We start from the raw sequence: 24,013 nt of genomic DNA, 5'->3' as shown, positions 1-24,013 counted from the left end.
AAGTACCTACCTTTGTGAGGTAGTTATCAAAGTATATAACTGCATTTTTCAAAACAGCCAACCCGGATTAGCCACCGGGTAAAACAAAAAAGTATAGTCATGAAAAAACTTTTCAACCTGCTGGTTGCAAGCACTATCGTATTGTGCAGCCAGGCCCAAACTAACAGCGCCGGTAAAGTTACCGGTAGCATCAAAGATGGCGGTCAGCAAAAGATCATCGATGCCGCCTCAGTTTCTCTTTTAAAAGCCAAAGACTCCAGCCTGGTAAAAGTTGCGGTTACCGATAAGGAAGGCAATTTTACCATCGACAATGTAAAGGAAGGCGCTTACCTGGTGCTGGCCACTTCGGTAGGGCATTCTAAAACTTACAGCAAAACCTTTATTATTTCCGAAAGCCAGTCAACCGCCAATGTGGGTGTGCTGCAACTGGTGCCACAGGATAAAAGTCTGGCGGGTGTTACAGTAACTTCTAAAAAACCTTTTATTGAAAGAAAGATCGACCGCACCATTGTGAACGTGGATGCTGCCGTTTCCAATGCCGGTACTACTGCACTGGAAGTGCTGGAAAAAAGCCCCGGTGTAACGGTTGATAAAGACGGTAACGTGAGCCTTAAAGGCAAAGCGGGTGTTAATATCATGATAGACGGAAAGCCTGCCTACCTTACCGGCCAGGACCTGACCAACCTGTTGAAAACAATGCCTTCAACTGCGTTGGACCAGATGGAGATCATGACCAATCCTTCTGCAAAATATGATGCATCGGGTACTGCGGGTATCATCAATATCAAAACTAAAAAGAATAAACAGAAAGGTTTTAACGGCAGTGTGAGCAGCTCGTATGGCCAGGGATTCTATGCCAGGAACAATAACAGCCTGAACCTGAATTACCGCAATGGTAAGTTCAACCTGTTCTCTAACTTCAGTGCAAGTTTTGATAAGAGCTACCAGGACCTTTATATACTGCGTAAATTTAAAGATGGTAATGGTAATGTGGAAAGGATCTTTGAACAGGATGCGATGATGTACAGGAAGAACCATAATTATAATGGTAAGATCGGCCTGGATTTTTATGCCACTAAAAAGACCACGATCGGTTTTGTGCTGAATGGTTTTAATGCATTGCACGTACAAGATGGACTGAACACCACCTATTTTTATAATGGTGCAAAAGTGCTGGATTCTATTGCTGTTGCTAAGAATAACGAAGATGGTCCCTGGAAGAACGGTTCCGTTAACTTCAACTACCGTCATACATTCGATTCAACCGGTAAGGAACTGACCATGGATGCAGACTATGTTAATTACAGCTCCGGAAGAACGATGGACCTGCTGAACAGTTATTATTCCGGCAACTGGCAGCAACGCGGCGGCGACAACCTGGTGGGTGATCTGCCTACTGATGTAAACATCTACACTTTTAAAATGGATTACAGCCAGCCGCTGAAGAAGGGCATTAAACTGGAAGCGGGTATCAAATCCGGCTATGTGAACACCAATAATACTGCAGGCTATTTTAATGTAGTCGGCGGTACCAAACTGGTGGATCCTAAAAAGACCAATCATTTTAAATACAAGGAAAATATCAATGCGGCTTACCTGAACCTGTCAAAAGAAATTAAGAAATGGGGTTTGCAGGCAGGTTTAAGAATGGAGAATACCAATAACAGCGGTAACCAGTTTGGCAACCCGATCTACAGTGATTCTTCTTTTAAAAACAGCTATACCGGTCTATTCCCCAACGTATTTGTAAGCTATAAAGTAAATGATAAGAACCAACTGTCATTCTCTTACGGCCGCAGGATCAGGCGTCCTGATTACGAAGACCTGAATCCTTTCCTGTTCTTTATAGACAATTATACCTACGAACAGGGTAATCCATTTTTACAGCCTTCTATTGCCAATACATTAGAAGCATCACATACTTACAAAGATTTTTTAACCACTTCTGTTAATTACACACATACCAGGGCCTTGTTTACCGAAGTATTTGAACCCAACGGCAATGCCATCGTGGTTACACACAGGAACTATGGCAGCTCCGACAATGCCAGCTTTTCTGTAAGTGCGCAGGTACAGGCCACTAAATGGTGGATGTTCATACCTTATGCAGAAGTGAATTACAGCAGCTATAAAGGAAATTTCACTTCCGGCAGTGTGAATGTGGATGCCACCAATTTTGCTTTGAACATCAACAACCAGTTTACCTTTAAAAAAGGATGGAGTGCAGAATTATCCGGTTTCTATCGCACCAAGGGTATTGAAGCGCAGATATTGATCCATCCATTGGGACAACTGAATGCCGGTGTGCAGAAACAGGTGTTGAAGAACAAAGGCACGATCAAATTAAATGTGCGTGACCTGTTGAAGACCATGACACCCCACGGTGAGATCAATATCCAGAGCACCGACGCCAGCTTTAGCCAGCGCAGGGACAGCAGGGTGGTTACCTTAAGCCTGAGCTACCGCTTTGGTAAACCCATCAAGGGCGTACAGAAGAGAAAGACCGGTGGAGCGGGAGATGAGCAGAACAGGGTGAAGGGCGCAAACTAGGAATGTCGAATGTGCGAATATCGAATGTGAGAATATAAAATGTTGAATGTGCGGATATCGAATGTAATTTTAAAATAAGGGACATTCGATATTCGCCTTTATAAATTCGCCATTAGTTGTATTTTTGAAAAAACATTTGCTATGCCATCTTTTGATTTTTCAAGTAAAGTAGACCTGCAGACATTAGACAATGCCATCAATACCGTAAGTAAAGAGATCACCAACCGTTTTGATTTTAAAGGCAGCCCGGTAGTGATCGAATTAAATAAGAAAGAATTTAAAGTGGCGCTGGAAGCGGAGAGTGAAATGAAGCTGGGGCAGATAAGGGATGTGATGATCAGCCGCAGTATGAAACAGGGGTTGGCGGCGGAGATATATGACTTCAGCAAGGAGCCTTATCAAAGTGGTAAAGTGGTGAAGCAGGAAGTGGTGGTCCGGAATGGTATTAAGCAGGAAGACGCCAAGAAGATCGTGAAAATGATAAAGGATAGTGGTCTTAAAGTGCAGGCAGCTATCATGGATGATATTATAAGGGTAACGGGCAAGAAGATAGATGACCTGCAGGATGTGATACAGGCAAGCAAGGGTTGGAACCTGGGGATCGCATTGCAAACGGTGAATATGAAGAGCTAAAACCGCCGGGGCAATGAAAACGTATATTGATTATGTGATGATGGTGGTAGCGAGGCCTTAAATGTTGAAACACTGAAAATTAGGGCAGAATATGGTAAATTATCTTTTTTTTACTAAATTTGCAGTTTAATAAAAGAATTATACGGCAAAATCCGTATAGCAAAACAAAAAATTATGAAAAAAGGCATTCACCCGGAAGCTTATAAAACAGTAGTTTTCAAGGACATGAGTAACGGTTATTCATTTTTAAGCCGTTCAACTGCACACAGTAAAGAAACCGTAAAATGGGAAGATGGAAATGAGTATCCTGTTATTAAACTGGAGATCTCTAATACCTCTCATCCTTTTTATACCGGTAAAAACGTATTGGTTGATACTGCAGGCCGTATCGATAAGTTCAAAAAACGTTACGAAAAAAAATCTAAATAATTGGTATAGATCATTATCTTTATCAGAAGTTTGTTTTTCATGGCTATACTTTAAGTCCCTCTGGTTCTCCGGGGGGATTTTTTATTTGGCCACGGATTACAATTTAGCCACGGATACTTCGGCTTCGCTCAGTACACGGATTTTCACGGAGAAAGGGCCCGCGGATTGCGCAGATGACGCAGAAGAAGTAATTCGTGTAATTACTGCAAGTAGCTTAGATTTACAGTATGCAAAAGATCATTTTCACCGAAGAATATTGCAAGCCGAAGAACCTGCATCCTTTTACGCTTACGCGGCATATACAGGATATACGGGTGGGCATTTTAACCATCCGCGAAAAATGGGAACGCTTGCTGAAACTTCCTTCTTTTGATAAATGGGAAGGCTATTACCTGGATGATGACAATTCGGTGAAGATCGATAAGCATATCGGCAAGGATATTTACCTGATGGTGCATGCCAATGTGTTACCTACCAAGAGCATCATCCAGAAAATAAAAAAACTTCAACTGGGCGAATTTTTATCGGTGGATGAAGAAGGTGGTATTGCGTATAAATTTTCGGAGCAGGAAGTGTTGGGATTGCATAAGATCAAGATCAAACAATCAGTGGAGCATGATGAAAGCCTGAAAGTGTTGCATTATCCCTGGCAGATTTTTCAACTGAACGATTGGGCCATAAGGCAGGATTTTGAATTGATCACGTACCGGAGAAAAAGTAAGCCTATTTCAAAGACCAATAAGGTCATTAACCCCTTCGCAAATATTTATTGAACCCGGCGCCAAAGTAGAGCATTGTATTTTGAATGCTTCCGCAGGGCCGATCTATATTGGTAAAAATGCTGAACTGATGGAAGGCTGTATGGTAAGGGGGCCGTTTGCGTTGTGCGAAGGCAGCCTGGTGAAAATGGGCAGCAAGATATATGGCGCTACTACCATTGGTCCTTATTGTCTTGCCGGTGGTGAAATAAAAAATTCTGTGTTGATGGCTTACAGCAACAAAGCGCACGATGGTTACCTGGGCGATAGCGTGATAGGCGAGTGGTGCAACCTGGGTGCGGGTACCAGCAACAGTAATATTAAAAACAATTGCGGCGAAGTAAAATACTGGGTGCATGGCGATAAAAAAGAGATGAGTGCAGGTACCAAGGGTGGTTTGCTTTTGGGCGATTATTCAAAAGCCGCTATTAATACTTCTTTTAATACGGGTACTACCGTAGGTATTTGCTGCAATGTTTTTGCACAGGGTTTAACGCCTAAATATATTCCGCATTTTTCGTGGGGATGCGATGGTATCACTAAATATAAATTAAGTAATGCGCTGGATGATATCAATAAATGGAAACAATTAAAGGGCCTTGCAATTACTGAAAGAGAAAAGAAAATTTTGACGGATATTTACAAAAATAATTAAACCCCTTTATAATGCGCAAACAAATAGCTGCTGCTAACTGGAAAATGAACCTGACCCTGGAGCAGGGAGAAACTTTGATCGATGAGATATTGTCATCGCCTTTAAATGTCAATGAAGATAAACTGGCCGTTTTTGCGGTGCCTTTTCCTTATCTTATTAATGTAAAGAACAAACTGGCGGTTAAGAAAAATGTTTTTGCCGCTGCGCAAAACTGTTATAATAAAAAAAGTGGCGCCTATACCGGCGAAGTGAGTGCAGAGATGCTGAAAAGTATTGGCCTGCAATACGTGGTGCTGGGCCATAGCGAACGCAGGGAATATTTTAATGAAAGCAATGCCATGCTGGCGGAGAAAGTGAATATCTGTTTTGAGAATGGCCTGCAACCTATTTTTTGCTGCGGCGAACCGTTGTCTATCAGGGAAGCGGGTACACAGAACAGTTATGTGGAAACACAATTAAAAGAAAGCCTTTTTCATTTAACAGCTGATCAGTTAAAAGGTTTTGTGATCGCTTACGAACCCATCTGGGCCATTGGTACCGGTAAAACCGCTAGCAGCGACCAGGCGCAGGAAATGCACGCACATATACGCAGTGTGTTAGCCGCACAATATGGTAATGCAGTAGCTGATAGTATCTCTATCTTATATGGTGGCAGTGTGAAAGCAGCCAATGCCAAAGAAATTTTTGGTAAACCCGACGTGGATGGTGGCCTGGTGGGTGGCGCTTCGCTGGTGGCAGCAGAGTTTACCACTATCATCAACAGTTTAAAATAATTTTTTGATCAATTGTTAGCAGCTTTACCGGCGGCCTGTGTTCTTTCTGCAATATCAGCTTCGGTAAAGCTGTTTAATTTTTCCAGGTCCAATATAGTGGCATCCATTTCTTCGTTGCGGCTGTACATAGGTACAAATTTGGCGCCGTAAATGATCTCTTTAAATGTATAGGAGCTTCGTGCCACCACGGTATTACTGAACATATCGTCGAATGCTTTTAGAAATACCAGTATCTCGCCCCTTATATTCTGAAAATCTTCTTTCGTAAAACCATATATGGGACTGTCTTCTGTAATAGGATGCACAATGGTCCAGTTCAATGTGAGTGCGTTGGCTTTGGAAAATTCCAGTTCCAGCGGAAAGAACTTGTTGGTGATTTTACCATTCTCTTCAATGGCCATGCCCAGGGTGAGCTTGGCTTCTGCATCGGTGAGCGTGGTGTTTTTGAATGGTGCGATCCGCAGCATTAAAGCAGTGATATCTTTATAAGGTGCTATCACCGCGTTTTCTGAAAATTTAAGATAGGCGATGGGCTTGCTGAACCTGCCGTAAAATAAACCGGTGGCCAATGCCAGGCTTAATAAACCGGTCAATGCTTCTATGGCGGCAATAGTGCTGACCCAAAAACCTGAAGGACTTACATGGCCGTAACCCACGGTGGTAAAGGTTTGTATGCTGAAGAAGAATGCTTCGCCAAATCTTTCGAGATTGTTGGTGCCGTTGATACCGTTCAAATGTTCTGTACCAGCTGCGAAATAAATACCGGCAAAAAGCAGGTTCACAATGCAGTAAAATAAAAAGATCAGCAGGATGAATTTCCAACGAGGTATGGCCAGCATGGAATGATACCAGCTGATCTGCTCAAAAAAATTAACGCCTTTCTTTTTAATATTGGGTTGCCCGTTCTTGTTCACAAAGCGTCCGCCATAATCGGCGGCGTTGGTGCCAAAACCGGTATTGATCTCTGTTTTTGCCTTGGTATTGAGTTTGCGCAAAAGGGCCATAACTATAACTTTATAAAACCTAAATTAAGCATAATTTTAAAAATAAAGTTTACTGGTAACAAGGCTGAATTCCGGTATCTTTAAATCTCAGCATCAAAAGCGATCATTAAAGTAACTATGTTCCTTAAAAATTTATACCGGCACAGTAAGCTGTATTTTTTTATGTTCACGGCTTTTGTGCTGACTTTTATTTTTATCAATTATAAATGGGGCTATGTAGCCACGCCGGTATTGCAGTATGGCATGTTTGGCGGCCGGTTTTATATGAAGGACACACAAACGGTTTACAAGATCTATACGGACGATCAATTACTGGATGTTACCCGCTTTTCGTTTGAGGAAAGGGATATGCTGTTTGTTTCGCTGGAAAAGTACAGTAAGCAGGCGGAGGTTAACCGTTCCATATTCGCTGTGATGCAACGCATACCGGGTATTAATAACAGCACCCGCTACAGCAATACGATCAGCGATAAGGATTTTACAAAATGGTACAGCGGCCTGTTGCGCAAAATTACCGGTAAGCCTTTTTCCAAACTGGAAGTGTACCAGCAGCAGGTATTGTGGCAGCAGGATAAATTAAATGAAATTGCCCCACCCGAAAAATTAGCTTTTATTGTTACTGACTGATAAACATATACGGCAGTTCGCAGTTTTTTACCTTGCCTGCTTTGTTGTTTGCTATGCCTGGTTTGCATGGCATGGGCTGCTTTTTTCAAGTATCAAACCGGTGTTCTTTTTAAATAAGCCGGACCTGACGCATAATATTTTTATGTTTACCAACCTGCAACATTTGCTATTGCAGAACAGTTGGCTGCAGGTAGTGTTTGATGTACTGTATCTTTTATTCCCTTTTCTTTTAACCTGGAGTTGTGTGCGGCAAAAAAAAATACAACCATTGCTTGCATTGATCACAGCTTTGTTCAGCATATTGTACAATAGTTTTTTTTCGAGCATTTCGTATGTGAGTATCGAAAACTTTTTAGCTTTTATGATCGTGCCGCTGATCTTTTGCGGACGTACAGTAAAAGATTTTTATTACCTGCTGCATATCATACGGCTGGTTTTTATCCTGAGTTTTTTTTCGGCAGCGTTGTGGAAGATAAGGGCGGGTGGCTGGACCAATGTAGAGGAAATGAGTGCGATATTAACACGCCAGCATGGTTCATATCTTATCATGGGCAATAAAGGTTTCTACAGCAGTTTTATCAGTTACCTTATCAATCATCCCGTATTGTCGTATATATTATACCTGTTTGCTTTTGCTGCAGAATTTATTTTTGTTGTGGGCATTTTTACCCGTAAAGCCGATAAACTGCTGCTGGTTGCTTTTATCCTTTTTGTATGCTTTGATTATTTACTGATGGGGATCAATTATTTTACCTGGGTTGCTTTTGCAGGCTGTCTTTATTTTTCAAAATACAGGATTGCTGAAGAATGAGGGATCAATCTTTTTTGATCTTTTTATACTGATAGTATAGCTGTGCAAGTATCAGCAGCAGGCATATTGCTGCACCAGCAAACATATTTGCGGAGTAAGATAGCAGACCGGGCAGGTAAAAGGATGCACTCATTACCAGTACAGCGATCAGCATCATATAAATCAATTGTCGGAAGGGAAAAAACTGTGTTATTTTTTGATCGACCAGTTTACCTGTCTGCCACAAATAATAAGCCGCCTGTATATAGGTTGATAAAACAAATGCCGCCGCCAGCCCGTTGAGTTTGAATATGGGATATAGTATTGCCATGAAAACTGCGGCCAGCAAAAGATCCAGCACAGCACCTTTTACAATAATATCGTTACTATGGTAAGCCTGCAGTACTGCTGTAAAGCTGGTGATGCGTACCGGCAGTACAAAAATGCTAATTACAAATATGGGGATGGCGGTTGCATATTTGTCACTGAATAAAAAAGTAAAGAAGGTATTGCTGTAAAAAAATAAAAAGCAAAAAGCAGGAAAGACCACCGATGCCAGCAGGGTAGAGGATCTTTTAAATGCCTGTTGTATATGCTGTGCTATGCCGCCCTCTTTTTCTGAAAGATCCACCAGCATTATATTGCCGACGGCTGAAAGCATCAATCCAAAGACCGGTATTTCGTAAGAGCCATTTGTATACAGGGCAAACTGGGTGAGCGGCAGAAAGGAAAGGATAAGCCATTTATCGATCCATTTAAAAAGCACGCCTGCCGTATCATTGATGCCTAGGTACAACCATTGCTTACCGGTGCTGGCAGAGGCAACTGCCGCTGTGTTGCTTTGAAGGGAATTTTTGGATGGCCACAGGAAAAGTGTTTTCACAATGTGCATCACAATAATACCTGCAAGAATAAATGGCAATGACCAGGAAATATAGATTGCATATAAGTGAACAGCCAAGTATCCCAGGGAAAATACGATATTGGATATTAATACTTTTTTCTCTTTTTTATTTTTTATTGCAAGCGCTTCTGTAAGGATAGAAATATTCTGCACAAGCACTAATGCCAGCAGCAGTAATTTGGTTACGGGATCATATTTTTCTGCAAACAGCAGGATATATAGTATGGGTAAAAGATGCAAGCTGATGGCCGCAAATGCAAAGGTTTTTTTATTTGCAGCGATCCATTTGCGTATATCCGTAATAGTTACTGACAATATAAGAGAAGGTAAACCAAAAACCGCTATTACGCTTATTACGTTGCTATACAGCCATACCGATTGATACAAACCATAATCGGCAACCGGTAATTTCCTGGAAAAAATAAAAAGGATGGCAAGCTGCACTGCCAGGCGCAATAAGCTGCTGCAAATAAGCAGGAAGGATCTTTCGGCAAAACCTGTAAGGTTAAACCTGGCCGGCGTATTTGGTGTTTCTGAATTGCTCGCAGGCATCTTTATCAAGTCGGTTTATGATTTGTGCAGGTGTTCCGCCCAGCACACAATAGCCTTCGGGAAAACTTTTGCTTACTACTGCGCCTGCACCTACTATGGTAAAATCGCCCAGTTCCACACCGGGCAGTATCACAGCATTCATACCTATCCAGCAAAATTTGCCAATGCGTATGGGCGGCGCAGCATCGTGTTTTGAATTATCTATTAAATTATGATTGGCAGATAATATGCCTGCATTGGGACCAATATTGGTATAATCTCCTATAATAATACCATTGGTGGCTTCAATAAAATTGCCGGGCGAATCTCCCGGAAAAACATTTTTACCACGTGTGATGTTTTTAGGGCTGATGATGGTACTTGTATAGTGTACGGCCCAGGGTGTATCTGCATTTTGCCTTAGTAACCTGCGGTGAAAAAAATCGGCTACATAAAAATTAATGCCCATCTCTTTTCTTAAGCCAAATATCTTTTTAATGAGTTGCTTCATAACTGATCGGGCAATAAAATTATTCCTTTACAGGCAGTTTAACTATTTCTTTCAAAAAATGAGCGGTTTCTTCCTGTACGCTTTTTACATCGCCGGATTTTATCGGTGATGCAATTACATGATCGCCTGTATTGGGGAGTGCCATGGCGATCTTATGGGAAGAATCTGTTGCCAGCTCTGCAAACATCTCTTTCATAGCACTTACTTTTACCACTTTATCCTGGTGTGCTTCATCTTTATAATAATACAGCATCAGTACCGGTTGTTTTATCTTACTGTAGGTTTCTTTATTCATCGCGGTTTCCAGCATTTCTTCCAACGCAACAGCTGCTTCTAACCGGTAAGGTTTGTTCCAGTATTGTTTGTAAATGGGGCGGTCATCGGCAGGGTCATTGTACTTACCGCCTTTTACCAGTCTTGCAATTTGTAAACCCCAATGATTATTCAGTATCCATGCATTGGGATCGTTAATGGCAATATTTGGGGAATATAAAATAAGCGCTGCAATATCGTTGGGATACGCGGCAGCCAGTTGCAGGGCCTGTGTGCCGCCGGTGCTGGTACCCATCAGTATCACTTTTTCGCCCAGTTGTTTACCAATGGCCAGTGCTTCCTTGGCGCTTTCCCAGTAATTATCTGCTGTAAGGTTGAGTAATTGTTCCGTGGTATCAATGCCATGTTCTGCCAGGCGGGAAAGGTACAGGTTGCAACCAAACTGTTTTGCAATATTGCGGTGCACCGGGTCTCCTTCTTCCTGCGAAGCAGAAAAACCATGCAGGTATACAATGGCGTAAGGGGTTTTTTGTTTGATGCTGTCGTTGGCCCAAACGATCCTGGCTTCATTATTCGGTCTTAATTTATGCAGCGCTTCGTGATCGGCAACATATTTATCCAGTGCGGCTGCGGCGGGCACTTCAGGCATTTTAACTGCATACTCAGGCGTAGCAGGCCTCGGGCCAAAAAGGTACACAATGATCAAACTGCCAAGTATGTACAGTAATATTTTTAACCAGCGCATGTTTTTTTTATGAAGCTACATTTTTTCTTTGTTTTGCTGAAAAAGAAACTGTGGCGGGGCAGAAAAGCTTTGGGCAAAGGAAATATATTTCGCTATCTTGTATAATAAACCACCTTCTATGATCTGCACCGGAGCAAAGAAATATATTGTTGCTGTTATATGCTGTTGTTTGATACTGATCGCCTGCAGTAACCCGGTACAGCCCGTAACAAAAGAGGAAGCGATTGCTTTTGCCAAAGAAATTGAAAATTCCATTAAACAGGGCAATGGAGATCTTTTAGACAATGCTTTTGACAAAAAAGAATTTGTAAAAAAAATGGACCTTCCCAATACAGAAGAGGGCAATGGATTTGCGAAAGGGATCATTTCAAAACCGATCGCTTTGGGCAGCCAACTGGTGGCCGCACTAAGCGACCAGGATAATTTCCAGTTCATCAAATATTACGAAAAAGCGGGCAGGGGGCATATCGTTTTCCGGCTGTACACCAATAAAGACGGCAGCCTTAATTACCATGATTATGAACTGGTAAAAACGGGCGGCAAGTGCAGGCTGGCTGATGCGTACATATATGTGTCCGGCGAAAATCTTTCTGAGACCATGATGAATATTTTCAACAGCCTTTACGGAAAGGTATCGGGTGGTAAAAATATTTCGGAAGATGATAAACTGGCCGACCTGAATGAATTAAAAAAGGTGAAAGAACTGATGCAAAGGGGGCAGAACAGGGAAGCAAAGGAAAAGTACGACAAGCTACCTGCGTATATCAAGGCTTCCAAATCGGTGATGCTGATCAATGTATTGATCTGTGAAGATCTTTCAACAGATGAGTACAGCGCTGCCCTGGCAGAATTCCGGGAAAAATATCCCAACGAACCGAATATGTCGCTGCTGATGATAGACGGGTATTTTATGCAGAAGGATTATGTAAAAATGCTGGCGGCGGTGAATGCACTGGATTCGCAGATCAATAAAGATCCGCTGCTGGATTATCACCGTTATTTATCTTACGACCTGCTGGAAGATAAAGAAAAAAGCATGGCCTGCCTGAAACGGCTGGTGACCAATATGCCTGATTTTCAGAAAGGGTATATTGAATATATTGTGCAGGACCTTAAGAGCGGCAATAAACAGCAAGCTGATTCGCTGATAGCTATATACCGTAAAAAACCAAAGTTCAAACAGGAAGAACTGGATACCGTGGTGAAATATTATGAGTAAACGGTAACGGGTAAACGATTGTGTAACCTATTGTTAATTTTTATTGATGAAGCATTTTAAGTTTTACAGCAAAGAAGATATTCTTTCGTTGACCAAAGTGCGCCGCTTTGAAACAAAGATCGGCGAAAGGCTGGTACATTTAAAAGCCGATGGTGAATGGCCGGAAGTATTGCAGCAATCCACAGCAAAATATGTGCTGCTGGGCATACCGGAAGATATTGGTGTTAAAGCCAATTATGGTATTGGTGGAACAGCCACCGCCTGGCTTCCTTTCCTGTCTTCTTTTTTAAATAACAAGAGCAATGATTTTTTGCCGGGAGAGAATATTTTACTACTGGGGCATTTTGATTTTGGCGATATAAAATTTTTGATCGACAGCTATGCGTATAATCCTGAAGAGCTGGTGGAAGCTTACCGGCATGCGGTGAATATTATTGATGAAGAAGTGGAGAATATGCTGAAGGTGATAGCTGCGAGCGGTAAGATACCCATTGTGATAGGAGGTGGCCATAATAATGCCTACCCGATCATAAAAGGTGTTGCAAAGGGGCTTGCCAAAGCAGGAGCGATACCGCTGGCGCAGATCAATTGCGTGAACCTGGATGCACATACCGATTACGGGCCAGCTGAGGGAAGGCACAGCGGTAATGGTTTCCGCTACGCTGAAGAAGATGGTTACCTGGGCAAATACTGCATTATCGGGGTGCATGAAAATAATATTCCGCAAAGTGTATTAATGGATATACACAACAATCCCTTTATTGATTATATCACTTTTGAAGAAGTGTTTGTGCACGAACGCAAGAATTTTATACAGGCAGTGGCGCATGCCACCGGGTTTACCGAAGATAGTTATACCGGTGTGGAACTGGACCTCGATTGTATTGAAAATGTTTTGAGCAGCGCTTCCACGCCCAGTGGTGTAAGCGTGCTGCAGGCAAGGCAATACCTTAATTTTGCAGCTACTGATGCCAAGGTGGCTTACCTGCATATCTGCGAAGGCGCTGTACAACTGGCGGATGGTAAAAAGGATGACAGCACGGGTAAGCTGATCAGTTACCTGGTAAGTGATTTTATTAAAGCACATACACAGGATCAATAATTTTTTGTTCGATCAATAATAAAAGATCCCCTGCCAATTGACAGGGGATCTTTATTATGCTGTTTTATAAAAATTACATTGGAGAAAGGTATTGTGCATAAGCATAACCTTCTTCGCCATCGGCAGTTTTTATTTTCCACCAGCTATCATCTGTTTTTTCCACTAAAGTAACTACTTCGTTGTGGGCAGCTTTGCCAACAATAGCGCCGTCGGTGCTGGGTGTGCTCCTGATATTTAAATTGGTGCTGTCGGTGGTTACTTTTAATTGAGCGCCTGCATCCGCTTTGATGTCAATATTCATCATCAGGTCGCCGCTGGCCATATTGGGGTCTATTTTATCGTACAAAGCCCACAATGCATCATAATCTGCGGTTGATTTTGCAGTGCCGCTGATATGTAATACACCATCTTTTTCTGCAGTAGACAGGTTTTCAACCCCTGCTGCATTTGCTGCCTGTATCAGTTCAGCATATTTATCCTGTAATGCCATTTTGTTTAAAGTTTAATTAGTGATTGAATTATTTTTTGTCCGCCAGTTTGGTAACATCGGATTTTACTTTTGCGCTGGCCAGCATCTGCATGATCTTCATCCTGTCTGCTTTGGTCACTTCGCCGCTCAATACAGCTTTTTCGCCTTCAAAAGTTACTGTTACACCTTTAATATCTTTTAAACCATCTTTTACTTTTTGCTGAGTAGCTGCATCCAGCACCGTGGTTACTGAAGCAGGTTCGGGAGTGGGTGGTGGCGGTGGAGGAGCAACAGTACAGTTGTTCACCACTTTGTCGACACCTTTGATGCCCGCAACTGTTTTTTCGCATAATGATTTGCAGGCAGTGTCTTTTACTTCGCCGCTAATGGTTGCAACGCCATCTTTAACGTCTACCATGGCGCCTGACATCATGGGGTCTGCTTTAATAGCTTCTTCAATTTTTGCTTTAATGTCTGCATCTTTGGGCTTACAGCTAGCAATAGATAAGGTGGCAACAACAATGGCTGCCGTTAAAACTTTAGTCAGTTTCATTGTAATGAAATTTATTGTTTTTAATAATGGTTCGAAGAAAATGAAAATTAATGGTTACTTATGAACTTAATGTAAACATTTTCTTACGGTTCAACAGACTTACTTTTTGCCCAAGCGGTTGCATCGTCAAAAAAAAATTATAAACAACCCAGCCTTCCTCCATCAACCGGTAGATTAATCCCGTTGATATAGGCCGCTGCGGGGGAGCATAAAAAGGCTACAGCAGCGCCAAATTCTTCGGGCTGACCGATCCTTCCGGCAGGAATTTCGGCCACCAGTTCGGCCAAAACCTGTTCTTCGGTCTTTCCGGTGTCGGTGGCTTTTTTGGTGATCACATAATCGGCACGGCTGGTTTTGGTAAAGCCGGGCAATACATTATTTACTGTAATGCCAAAGGGGCCCAGTTCGTTGGCCAGCGTTTTGGCCCAACTGGCCACAGCGCCCCGGGTGGTATTGCTTACCCCAAGACCCGCCAATGGTATTTTAACGGAGGTGGAAATGATATTGATGATGCGGCCGAACCCGGCGGTCTTCATGCCAGGCACCAATGCCTGTGCAAGATGGTGATTGTTGATCAAATGATTATTAAAAGCCTGCAGGAACTGGGCCGCGGTGGCGGTAAGGGCCGGCCCTCCCGCAGGGCCACCGGTATTGTTCACCAGTATGGTAGCGGTGTGTTGTTTTGCAAAATCGTCTATCACGCTTTTAACCATGTCGGTATCTTCAAAATTGGCCACCAGGTAGCCGTGTTGTTGCTCCCCTGTTGCAGGCATGGAACGTACCGCCTCCTCCAGCTTTTGCCGGTTCCTTGCCATTAATATTACATTGCAGCCCATCAGGGCCAGTTCGCGGGCACTTGCATAGCCCAAACCCTGTGTGCTGCCACAAACCAGGGCTGTTTTTCCGGTCAGATCAAGATTCATATTGCCTGTTTTAGTGTGGCAAGTTAATTTTATTTTTTCTCACATTTATTTATTGCATGTGGATAATTCTATGCCCTTTAAAATGCCTTCATTCCGCTATATTCGCAGGCTGAAATAACATTTAATTAATGGCAGAAAAAGAAAAAAACCTGTTTGATTATACCGAGGATTCCATTAAAAGTTTGGACTGGAAAGAGCATATCCGCCTGCGCCCGGGTATGTATATTGGTAAACTGGGCGACGGCAGCAGCCCCGATGATGGGGTGTATGTTCTGCTGAAAGAAGTGGTGGATAACTGTATCGATGAACATACCATGGGCTATGGTAAACATGTGGACGTGAATATTGATGGCAAAAACATTACGGTAAGGGATTATGGTCGCGGTATCCCCCTGGGTAAACTGGTGGATGTGGTGAGCAAGATCAATACCGGTGCTAAATACGACAGCAAGGCCTTTCAAAAAAGTGTGGGGCTGAACGGTGTGGGTACCAAGGCGGTGAATGCGCTGAGTAATTATTTTAAAGTAACTGCTTACCGTGATGGCAAGGAAAAGACCGCAGAGTTTGAAAGGGGCACCCTGATAAAAGAACATAAAGAAGTTGCCACGAAAGAAGAGAACGGCACTTTTGTGACCTTTACTCCTGATGAAAGTATTTTCAAAAATTTTCATTTTGTACAGGAATACCTAGATAACCAGTTCTGGAATTACTGCTACCTGAATGCGGGCCTGGTAATGAACCTGAACGGCAAACGCTTTGTTAGTAAGAACGGTTTGCTGGACCTGCTGCAACGCAAGACCAATGCAGATGAGATCCGTTACCCGATCATTCATTTAAAGGGGGAGGATATTGAAGTGGCCATTACCCACGAGGGTACTTATGGAGAAGAGTATTACAGTTTTGTGAACGGGCAATTTACTACACAGGGTGGTACACACCTGGCTGCTTTCAGGGAAGGATATATCAAGACGATCCGGGAGTTCTATAAAAAAGATTATGATGCGGCTGATATACGCGGCAGTATTTGTGCAGCTATCAGCGTAAGGGTACAGGAACCGGTATTTGAAAGCCAGACCAAAACAAAACTGGGTTCGCTGAATGTGTATGAAGGTGGCCCTACCATGCGGAATTTTGTAGGCGATTTTCTCACCAGGGAACTGGATAATTTCCTGCATCGCAATCCCGCTACCGCAGATGCTTTAAAGAAACGCATTGAGCAAAATGAAAGGGAGCGGAAAGAATTATCGGGCATTCGCAAACTGGCCAATGAAAGAGCGAAAAAGGCGAATCTTCATAATAAGAAATTAAGGGATTGCAAATTCCATTACAACGACGAAGCAACGGGTAAGGACAAGGATAGTATTTTAGAAAAGCAGAAAGAAAGCACCATTTTTATTACCGAGGGTGATAGTGCAAGCGGTAGTATCACTAAGGCAAGAAGCGTGGATACACAGGCGGTGTTCAGCTTAAGGGGTAAGCCACTCAACTGTTTTGGCCTTACTAAAAAAGTGGTGTACGAAAATGAGGAGTTCAATTTACTGCAGCATGCGTTGAATATAGAGGAAGGGTACGAGAACCTGCGTTTTAATAATATCGTGTTTGCTACCGATGCTGATGTGGATGGTATGCACATCCGTTTATTATTAATGACGTTCTTCCTGCAGTTCTTTCCCGACCTGGTGAAGAACGGGCATGTGTATATTTTAGAAACACCCTTGTTCCGCGTAAGAAATAAACAGGAGACTATTTATTGCTACGATGAAAGTGAGAAGCAGGCGGCCATAAAAAAACTGGGCAACAAGCCGGAGATCACCCGCTTTAAAGGATTAGGAGAGATCAGCCCGGACGAGTTTGCAAAATTCATTGGTAACGATATGCGCCTGCAACCGGTAATGCTGTTGCCTGAAACACATATACAGCAATTACTGGAATACTATATGGGTAAGAATACACCATCAAGGCAGGAATTTATTATTGATAACCTTCAGATAGAACTGGATCTTGTAGAAGAGAAGAATTAGTAATTCATCGAAGCCAAAGTGAATTATTCATTCTTAATTACTAATTATTAATTAAACAACATTGTTCGAATTTCACGGAGACAGGAAGAGATATTTTGAGATACAGGTGGAAAACACCAACAAATATGTAATTCCTTTTATCGAGCAATATAAACCATTACAGCCAGGTTACAGGGTGATGGAAATAGGATGTGGCGAAGCCGGGGTTTTAAAAGCATTTATTGATAGAGGCTGCACGGGAGTAGGTGTGGAGCTGGATGAAAGCCGGCTGGTGAATGCAAGGGAATGGATGCGGGAAGAAATGGCTGCAAATAAAATATTCTTCCTGTCGAAAGATATTTATAAAGTGAATGTGGAGGAAGAACTCAAAGGGAAATTCGACATCATTATTTTAAAAGATGTGATCGAGCATATCCACGATCAGCCCAAACTGATCAGCTGGATGAAAAGTTTTTTGAATGAAGGTGGTGTGATATTTTTTGGCTTTCCGCCCTGGCAAATGCCTTTTGGCGGGCACCAGCAGATATTGCGCAGCCGTTTTTTAAGTAAGCTGCCGTATTATCACCTGTTACCTTTTGGACTGTATGAACTGATGCTGAAGATGGCTAAGGAAAATGTGCCGGAGATGACGGAGATAAAAGAAACGCGGATATCGATTGAACGTTTTGAAAAGATCGTGGGTCAAACTGGCTATAAGGTAGTGAACAAAACACATTACCTCATCAACCCGATCTACGAATATAAATTTGGCTGGAAACCTAAAGTGCAGAACAAACTGGTGAGCAAGATACGGTATATCAGGAATTATTTTACCACCTGTGTTTATTACCTAATTACAGGAGCATAAAATTTTAACAACAACAAGAATGATACATATAGTTTTTAACGAGCCGGATGTAGCGGTATTGCAACAGGCAATTGAACTGGACGAAAGTTTGCAGGGTGAAATTGTACAGATAAAAGATGATTATGCTGTAGGTCCTTTGAATAATATTTATGTGGGAGAAGGCATTGAAGAACGCAGGCAATGGTGGCGGGATGTACTGGCAGGCGGTGATTATGATGATAAAGTGGATAGTGGTGAAGTGGACGATTATAAAACGGCAGCCGAACTGGTGGGTGCCATGCGCCGTAATGAAGAAGAAGTGATATGGATATGGGCGGCACAGAATAAACATGATGTAAGCGGTTATTACTGGCTGCTGAAATACATGCAGGAGTTCCAGGGCAGGGTGTTCATATTGTACCTGAACAATCTGCCTTTCATCAATGAGAAGGGACATATATTTTATCCCAGTTGGATAAGCGAAATACCGGCGAAGGAATTTTTAAAAGCCAAGAAACTGGCCCGGGAAATTACTTTAAGCAAGTTTGAAGTGGACCCGGATGAATGGACGAAGATCTGTAATGAGAATAAAGGCGTGCGTTTACTGGAAGGCGGTAAAAAACTAACGCAGGCGGACTATGATTTTTATGATGCAGAATTAAAAAAGCAAATTACCGGTGACTGGCAGAAAGCTGCTAAGATCATTCACCATTTTTTAAGCAAGGCAAAACATACTACAGGTGATGCTTATTTATTATGGCGCTTAAAAACAATGATAGCACAGGAAATGTTTGATGTACAAGGGAAGGTCGCGAATATGAAAGACTTTGAAGTGAAGAGTAAGGCTGTACAGTAAAATAACAATGAGTTTGGTATTTCAATAAAATTTTAAATTAAAATGTATCAATGGGCAACGATGCTCGTACTTTAGTTGATGGATATCAAATTTGCCGTTTACTGACTACGGCTCAAATTGATAATTTAGACGACAAGTTTTTTTCTCTGAAGAAAGAGGAATATAATGGAATTGCTTACGATGTGGTTGATGGGGCTAGTTTTTTATCTATTGCGGTATTGGAAAAATTACAGTTTTGCGATAACATTATTTTAAAAAACTGTCAATTCGAAAACCTTCATATTGAAAATTGTGATTTTTCGGGTAAGGTTATATTTGATTCTGTCACAGTAAAAAAAAGTTTTTCTATTCATAAATCAAATTTTAGTGATAGTATTTGTTTTAATCATTGCAGTATTGAGCAGCTCGAAATAAAATATCAATCACAGTTATCGCAACTCGAATTACAAGCAACAGCTATCCAATGGATGCTTTTTATTCATGACATTAAAATTGATAGTATCAGGTTCAAAAGCCTGACTAGTGAAGATTTTCTTTTTAGTAAAGGTGGACAAATAAATTCTTTTTCAATAGAGGATTCACAAATTAAAGAGTTCGAAATAGAAGGTAGTAAAGTGCTCGACAAAATTATTTCTTTACACAACAAGTTCGATATTTTTTACTCATTCAATTCAGAAATAAAGAGTTTGGATTTTATAGAGAACAAAATTGGATTGTTGCATTTGCGTAATTCATGTATTGAAGAAAGTTTGAAGATTGCAAATAAAAGCGTGGTTGATATATTGGATGTATTAAGCGGAGATTTCAAAGGAAGAATTATAATTGATAACTCAAGAATTAACAAAGAATTTAAATTAGATACTTTGAATTTAGATGATTGTATATTTCTTAAGGATAATGCATTTGTTGAAAAGATTTTTGCTTTTGTTCATTCAAAAGAAATTGAGTTTGAAATAAGTGTAGATGACACTAGTACAATTGCGGGACACGAAGCATATTTGGTATAGATTTTATAAGATAGTTTTTAATAGTTTAATAATATTTAGATAAACATGGCGAAGGCAAATAAAGAAGATTACATTCACACCGACAGTGGCATTGGAGGCCAGTACAAAACCTGGTTTTTGGATTATGCCAGTTATGTGATACTGGAAAGGGCGGTGCCTGCCATTGAAGATGGTTTAAAGCCGGTACAGCGCCGCATTTTGCATTCCATGAAAGAAATGGATGACGGCCGTTTTAATAAAGTGGCCAATATCATCGGGCAAAGTATGCAGTACCATCCGCATGGCGATGCCAGTATTGGTGATGCATTGGTGAACATGGGGCAAAAAGACCTGTTGGTAGAAACACAGGGAAACTGGGGCGACGTAAGAACCGGTGATGAAGCTGCTGCCGCCCGTTATATTGAAGCAAGACTGAGCAAGTTTGCACTGGATGTGGCTTTTAATGCAAAAACCACGGAATGGGCATTGAGTTATGATGGCCGTAAAAATGAGCCGGTAACATTGCCGATGAAATTTCCATTGTTGCTGGCGCAAGGTGCGGAAGGTATTGCTGTGGGGCTTGCTACCAAAATATTGCCGCACAACTTTTGCGAACTGATAGAAGCATCGATCAAATATTTAAGAGGCAAACGTTTTGAGATACTGCCCGATTTTCAGACAGGCGGCGCCATGGATGCGACCAATTACACAGATGGTAAACGTGGCGGAAAGGTGAGGGTAAGGGCGATCATTGAGGAGCAGGATAAAAAAACGCTGGTGATAAAGAGTGTACCCTTTGGCGTTACCACCACGCAATTGATGGAAAGTATAGTAAAGGCGAATGACAGTGGTAAGATAAAGATCAAAAAAGTGACGGACCATACGGCCGCTGATGTGGAGATCATTATTGAACTGGCAGCGGGTATTTCGCCGGATATAACTATTGATGCCCTGTATGCTTTTACGGATTGCGAGGTAAGCATCAGTCCCAATGCCTGTGTGATAGTAAAAGATAAGCCACAGTTTTTGGGTGTAAAGGAATTATTGCAGATAGCCACAGACAATACCAAAGACCTGTTGCTGCGGGAGCTGCAGATAAAACTGGCCGAACTGCAGGAAAAATGGCATTATACTTCACTGGAAAAGATATTCTTTGAAGAAAAGATCTACAAGGAATTAGAAAAGAAACACGAAACCTGGGATAAAGTATTAGCGGCCATCGATAAAGCGTTTGAGCCTTTCAAAAAGCAATTGAAAAGGGAGATCACCCGGGAAGATATTGTGAAACTAACGGAAAAGCCTGTACGCCGTATCTACCGCCTGGATATTGACGAACTGAATGCGCAGATAAAAGGGCTGGAAGCCGATATCAAACAGGTAAAACATGATATTGCCAACCTTACAGATTTTGCGGTAGCTTATTATGAGAACCTGCTGAAGAAATATGGCAAGGGCAGAGAACGCAAAACAGAGATCAAGGAATTTGACACTATACAGGTAAAGCATGTGGCTATTGCCAATACAAAGCTGTACGTGAACCGTGCGGATGGTTTTATCGGTTCGGGATTAAAGAAAGATGAACTGGTGGCGGAAGTGAGCGACCTGGATGATATCATCGCCTTTACTAAAGGTGGTGTGATGAAAGTGGTGAAAGTATCTGATAAAGTATTTATCGGTAAGGATATATTGCATGTGGCCGTGTTCCAGAAAAATGATGAACGCACTACATACAATATGATCTATGTAGATGGAAAAACAGGAACGACCTTTGCCAAACGTTTTAATGTGTCCGGCGTTACACGTGATAAGGAATACGATCTTACCAAAGGTGCAGAAAAAAGCAGGGTACATTATTTTACGGCCAATGCCAATGGTGAGGCAGAAGTGGTGAAAGTGGTATTGAGTCCTAATTGCAGCGCCAGGATAAAGGAATTTGATTTTTATTTTGAAGAGCAGGAGATCAAGGGCAGAACTAGTATTGGAAATATTGTTACCAAGTACCCGGTAAAATCTGTCAAATTCAAAGAAGCGGGTAAATCGACCCTGGATGCGAAAAAACTGTGGTTCGATAATAAATTCGGCAGGTTGAATACAGAAGAGAAAGGGGAGTACCTGGGCAAATTTGATGCGGAAGACCGGATACTGGTGGTGTACAACGATGGTAATTACGAAATAACCGACCAGGAATTGACGCAGCGTATTGATGCAGAAAAAGTATTGCTGATAGAAAAATTCAATCCGGAAAAAATCGTTACTGCGGTGTACCTGGATAATGAAAAACTGCAGTACAATATCAAACGGTTTAAAATAGAGACCACCACGCTGCACAGTAAATTCTTCTTCATTAAAGAAGGAAAAGACAACCGGGTGGAAATGGTGAGCACAGCAGCTGAACCTATATTGACCGTACAAAGCGGCCGTGGCCAGATGGTACGGAAAGCCAAATTCAAAGTGGTAAAACTGGTGGAAGTGATGGGCTGGAAAGCGGTGGGCGCCAAGCTGACCGAATATTCCAAAAGCGTGGAAATGGAATGGGAAAAGCCACAGGGTGATAAGGATGGCGGACAGCCAGAACTGTTTGAATAAAGACAACAAAAAAAGCTTACATATATTTTATGTAAGCTTTTTTTTAAGACGCTCTGGACGAAAATTATTTTGTATCTGCCCTATGCCAACCTGTACATTGAAATTTTTTTTGATTATCTTTTATTTCTTCTTTTGTCTTTGAACAGTGCATTGGGTTGTGACTGCAACAATATTGAAAAGGGAGTTTGACGTCGAAATTGATGATAGTTTCTCCATTATCCTGCCTTGAAACTTTTATTTTACCTATAATAAAGCCATCGCTGTAATCAACGGAATAGAAATATTTAGCAGCTATATGTTTGTATTCCTGTATCGCATTTCCAGTAGCAGAGAAAGTTTCAAAATTTTCAATCGTTATATTATTGATTTTTTCTTTCATTTCGAAAGGAATCCGGATGTCGGATTTTTTTGTAATAGTTTCTTCACTAACACTACAAATTGAAGCAACTAGGAGGAATGTAAAAAGTACTTTCATTTTAATGATATTTATTTGACAATTTTAGAGTGTATTTTTTCTAAAAATTCTTTTGTGAAAAAGCCAAAAAATAGAGAGAATAAAATTAGTCCAACAGGGTTAGTCATTGATTTTGACTCAAGAAAAATATTGGGAAGAAGATAAGATATTCCTATGCTTATAAATCCTGATAGAAAACCTAATAATGGAAATGCAAAGTATTTACTATTCTGTATCAAAGTAATGCCAAATACATGATCATATATAATTTTCGTTAAGGAGCCAAGTAATCCAAAAGAACAAGTGCCAATCAGGAGGATTAAAAAATCTGGAATTTTTGAGGACCAATCAAATAATTTTGAAACATAAGCATATTTTTCATCTTCTACAAAGTGTTTCATTTCTGTTTTATTTTTGAAAGGAATTCCATCATATACAACTGCTACTGAATCTATATTGGCACTAATTGCCTCAACTTTTCTTGAAGTGTTATAATCGTCAATTTCTTTAATGCTGATTAACGAACATGTACCAAAATAAAAAGAGAGGATTATCCAAAAAAATAGAACTATTACCGAAATAGCTTTCTTTTGCATTTTGAATGATTTCTGTTTGTTTTCTATCCGTCAAAGAATTTTAAAAAATCGAATAAGTAAAATTATAAAATGCAAAAATTGGTGCCATAGTGAAAAGACGGAGTTTGATACGTTTTTTCTCCTGAAATGGTTGAGGAGAGTAATTGATAGGTAAAAAATGTAGAGGATTTAACTCCTTGTTTTTTACGTATTTTTACGATAATACCTGCGCACAAACCCTCTCTGCCGGCCCCTGTTAA

At 41.3% G+C, this 24,013-nt stretch carries 24 protein-coding genes; 15 read left to right on the top strand and 9 right to left on the bottom strand.

Annotated features, from left to right (window positions below):
* Positions 1-99 precede the first annotated feature (99 nt).
* The 6 genes from QM738_RS23010 to tpiA all read left to right on the top strand — a co-directional run bounded on the left by QM738_RS23010 (position 100) and on the right by tpiA (position 5,798).
* The gene (locus tag QM738_RS23010) at positions 100-2,550 is read left to right on the top strand and encodes a TonB-dependent receptor (RefSeq protein ID WP_462279115.1); all 2,451 of its coding nucleotides are present in this window, start codon (positions 100-102) and stop codon (positions 2,548-2,550) included.
* Positions 2,551-2,691: 141 nt separating this feature from the next.
* Positions 2,692-3,183 (top strand): YajQ family cyclic di-GMP-binding protein, encoded by a 492-nt coding sequence (locus QM738_RS23005; protein WP_462279114.1) that lies wholly within the window; start codon positions 2,692-2,694, stop codon positions 3,181-3,183.
* 174 nt (positions 3,184-3,357) lie between these two features.
* Complete coding sequence (locus tag QM738_RS23000) at positions 3,358-3,612, top strand: type B 50S ribosomal protein L31 (protein WP_462279113.1); 255 nt, start codon at positions 3,358-3,360, stop codon at positions 3,610-3,612.
* A gap of 227 nt (positions 3,613-3,839) precedes the next feature.
* Positions 3,840-4,385, top strand: coding sequence for a putative sugar nucleotidyl transferase (locus QM738_RS22995; protein ID WP_462279112.1), 546 nt, complete (start codon positions 3,840-3,842; stop codon positions 4,383-4,385).
* A 28-nt stretch (positions 4,386-4,413) separates the two neighbouring features.
* Positions 4,414-5,025, top strand: coding sequence for a hypothetical protein (locus QM738_RS22990; RefSeq protein ID WP_462279111.1), 612 nt, complete (start codon positions 4,414-4,416; stop codon positions 5,023-5,025).
* Positions 5,026-5,036: 11 nt separating this feature from the next.
* On the top strand, positions 5,037-5,798 hold the full coding sequence (gene tpiA / locus QM738_RS22985; protein WP_462279110.1) for a triose-phosphate isomerase: 762 nt from the start codon (positions 5,037-5,039) through the stop codon (positions 5,796-5,798).
* A gap of 8 nt (positions 5,799-5,806) precedes the next feature.
* Here the strand turns inward: tpiA and QM738_RS22980 are convergent, their stop codons facing one another.
* Complete coding sequence (locus QM738_RS22980; RefSeq protein WP_462279109.1) at positions 5,807-6,802, bottom strand: ion channel; 996 nt, start codon at positions 6,800-6,802, stop codon at positions 5,807-5,809.
* Between the two features lie 162 nt (positions 6,803-6,964).
* Between QM738_RS22980 and QM738_RS22975 the strand changes: the two genes are divergently transcribed.
* Both QM738_RS22975 and QM738_RS22970 read left to right on the top strand, forming a co-directional pair.
* The gene (locus tag QM738_RS22975) at positions 6,965-7,429 is read left to right on the top strand and encodes a hypothetical protein (RefSeq protein WP_462279108.1); all 465 of its coding nucleotides are present in this window, start codon (positions 6,965-6,967) and stop codon (positions 7,427-7,429) included.
* Entirely contained in the window at positions 7,416-8,240 is an 825-nt protein-coding gene (locus QM738_RS22970) for a hypothetical protein (RefSeq protein ID WP_462279107.1), read from the top strand. Before QM738_RS22975 ends, QM738_RS22970 begins: the two co-directional genes overlap by 14 nt.
* A gap of 4 nt (positions 8,241-8,244) precedes the next feature.
* Here QM738_RS22970 and QM738_RS22965 read toward each other — a convergent pair whose 3' ends face one another.
* Genes QM738_RS22965 through QM738_RS22955 form a run of 3 tightly spaced genes read right to left on the bottom strand, consistent with a single transcriptional unit; the run spans position 8,245 to position 11,183 of the window.
* A complete protein-coding gene (locus QM738_RS22965) occupies positions 8,245-9,675 on the bottom strand; it encodes a lipopolysaccharide biosynthesis protein (protein ID WP_462279106.1) in 1,431 nt (476 codons plus the stop codon).
* Positions 9,629-10,165, bottom strand: a complete 537-nt coding sequence (locus tag QM738_RS22960; protein WP_462279105.1) for an acyltransferase — start codon at positions 10,163-10,165, stop codon at positions 9,629-9,631. Before QM738_RS22960 ends, QM738_RS22965 begins: the two co-directional genes overlap by 47 nt.
* A gap of 19 nt (positions 10,166-10,184) precedes the next feature.
* On the bottom strand, positions 10,185-11,183 hold the full coding sequence (locus QM738_RS22955; protein WP_462279104.1) for an alpha/beta hydrolase: 999 nt from the start codon (positions 11,181-11,183) through the stop codon (positions 10,185-10,187).
* A gap of 118 nt (positions 11,184-11,301) precedes the next feature.
* Here QM738_RS22955 and QM738_RS22950 point away from each other — a divergent pair, with 118 nt between their 5' ends.
* Together QM738_RS22950 and QM738_RS22945 are read left to right on the top strand one after the other, a co-directional pair.
* Positions 11,302-12,402 carry a tetratricopeptide repeat protein gene (locus QM738_RS22950; RefSeq protein WP_462279103.1) on the top strand — a complete coding sequence of 367 codons (1,101 nt, stop codon included), beginning with the start codon at positions 11,302-11,304 and terminating at the stop codon, positions 12,400-12,402.
* Positions 12,403-12,448: 46 nt separating this feature from the next.
* Positions 12,449-13,504 carry a formimidoylglutamase gene (locus tag QM738_RS22945; RefSeq protein WP_462279102.1) on the top strand — a complete coding sequence of 352 codons (1,056 nt, stop codon included), beginning with the start codon at positions 12,449-12,451 and terminating at the stop codon, positions 13,502-13,504.
* Positions 13,505-13,577: 73 nt separating this feature from the next.
* On the opposite strand, the gene QM738_RS22940 is transcribed toward QM738_RS22945, so the two are convergent.
* The 3 genes from QM738_RS22940 to QM738_RS22930 form a co-directional block, all read right to left on the bottom strand.
* Positions 13,578-13,994 carry an SH3 domain-containing protein gene (locus QM738_RS22940; protein WP_462279101.1) on the bottom strand — a complete coding sequence of 139 codons (417 nt, stop codon included), beginning with the start codon at positions 13,992-13,994 and terminating at the stop codon, positions 13,578-13,580.
* 28 nt (positions 13,995-14,022) lie between these two features.
* Positions 14,023-14,526, bottom strand: a complete 504-nt coding sequence (locus QM738_RS22935; RefSeq protein ID WP_462279100.1) for a BON domain-containing protein — start codon at positions 14,524-14,526, stop codon at positions 14,023-14,025.
* A gap of 137 nt (positions 14,527-14,663) precedes the next feature.
* The gene (locus tag QM738_RS22930) at positions 14,664-15,449 is read right to left on the bottom strand and encodes an SDR family oxidoreductase (protein ID WP_462279099.1); all 786 of its coding nucleotides are present in this window, start codon (positions 15,447-15,449) and stop codon (positions 14,664-14,666) included.
* A gap of 128 nt (positions 15,450-15,577) precedes the next feature.
* On the opposite strand from QM738_RS22930, the gene QM738_RS22925 reads away from it, so the two are divergent.
* The 5 genes from QM738_RS22925 to QM738_RS22905 all read left to right on the top strand — a co-directional run bounded on the left by QM738_RS22925 (position 15,578) and on the right by QM738_RS22905 (position 22,724).
* Positions 15,578-17,470 (top strand): DNA topoisomerase IV subunit B, encoded by a 1,893-nt coding sequence (locus tag QM738_RS22925; protein ID WP_462279098.1) that lies wholly within the window; start codon positions 15,578-15,580, stop codon positions 17,468-17,470.
* Between the two features lie 61 nt (positions 17,471-17,531).
* Positions 17,532-18,317: a class I SAM-dependent methyltransferase gene (locus QM738_RS22920; RefSeq protein ID WP_462279097.1), complete on the top strand. Its 786-nt coding sequence runs from the start codon at positions 17,532-17,534 to the stop codon at positions 18,315-18,317.
* 19 nt (positions 18,318-18,336) lie between these two features.
* Positions 18,337-19,152 carry a DUF1835 domain-containing protein gene (locus QM738_RS22915; protein ID WP_462279096.1) on the top strand — a complete coding sequence of 272 codons (816 nt, stop codon included), beginning with the start codon at positions 18,337-18,339 and terminating at the stop codon, positions 19,150-19,152.
* Between the two features lie 50 nt (positions 19,153-19,202).
* Positions 19,203-20,159 carry a hypothetical protein gene (locus QM738_RS22910; RefSeq protein WP_462279095.1) on the top strand — a complete coding sequence of 319 codons (957 nt, stop codon included), beginning with the start codon at positions 19,203-19,205 and terminating at the stop codon, positions 20,157-20,159.
* 45 nt (positions 20,160-20,204) lie between these two features.
* Entirely contained in the window at positions 20,205-22,724 is a 2,520-nt protein-coding gene (locus QM738_RS22905; RefSeq protein ID WP_462279094.1) for a DNA gyrase/topoisomerase IV subunit A, read from the top strand.
* Between the two features lie 64 nt (positions 22,725-22,788).
* Here the strand turns inward: QM738_RS22905 and QM738_RS22900 are convergent, their stop codons facing one another.
* A complete protein-coding gene (locus QM738_RS22900) occupies positions 22,789-23,199 on the bottom strand; it encodes a hypothetical protein (RefSeq protein WP_462279093.1) in 411 nt (136 codons plus the stop codon).
* 11 nt (positions 23,200-23,210) lie between these two features.
* Entirely contained in the window at positions 23,211-23,774 is a 564-nt protein-coding gene (locus tag QM738_RS22895) for a hypothetical protein (protein WP_462279092.1), read from the bottom strand.
* Positions 23,775-24,013 lie beyond the last annotated feature (239 nt).

Source organism: Ferruginibacter sp., from assembly GCF_049840995.1.
GTDB lineage: Bacteria > Bacteroidota > Bacteroidia > Chitinophagales > Chitinophagaceae > Ferruginibacter.
This window is presented reverse-complemented; position numbering and strand designations above follow the sequence as displayed.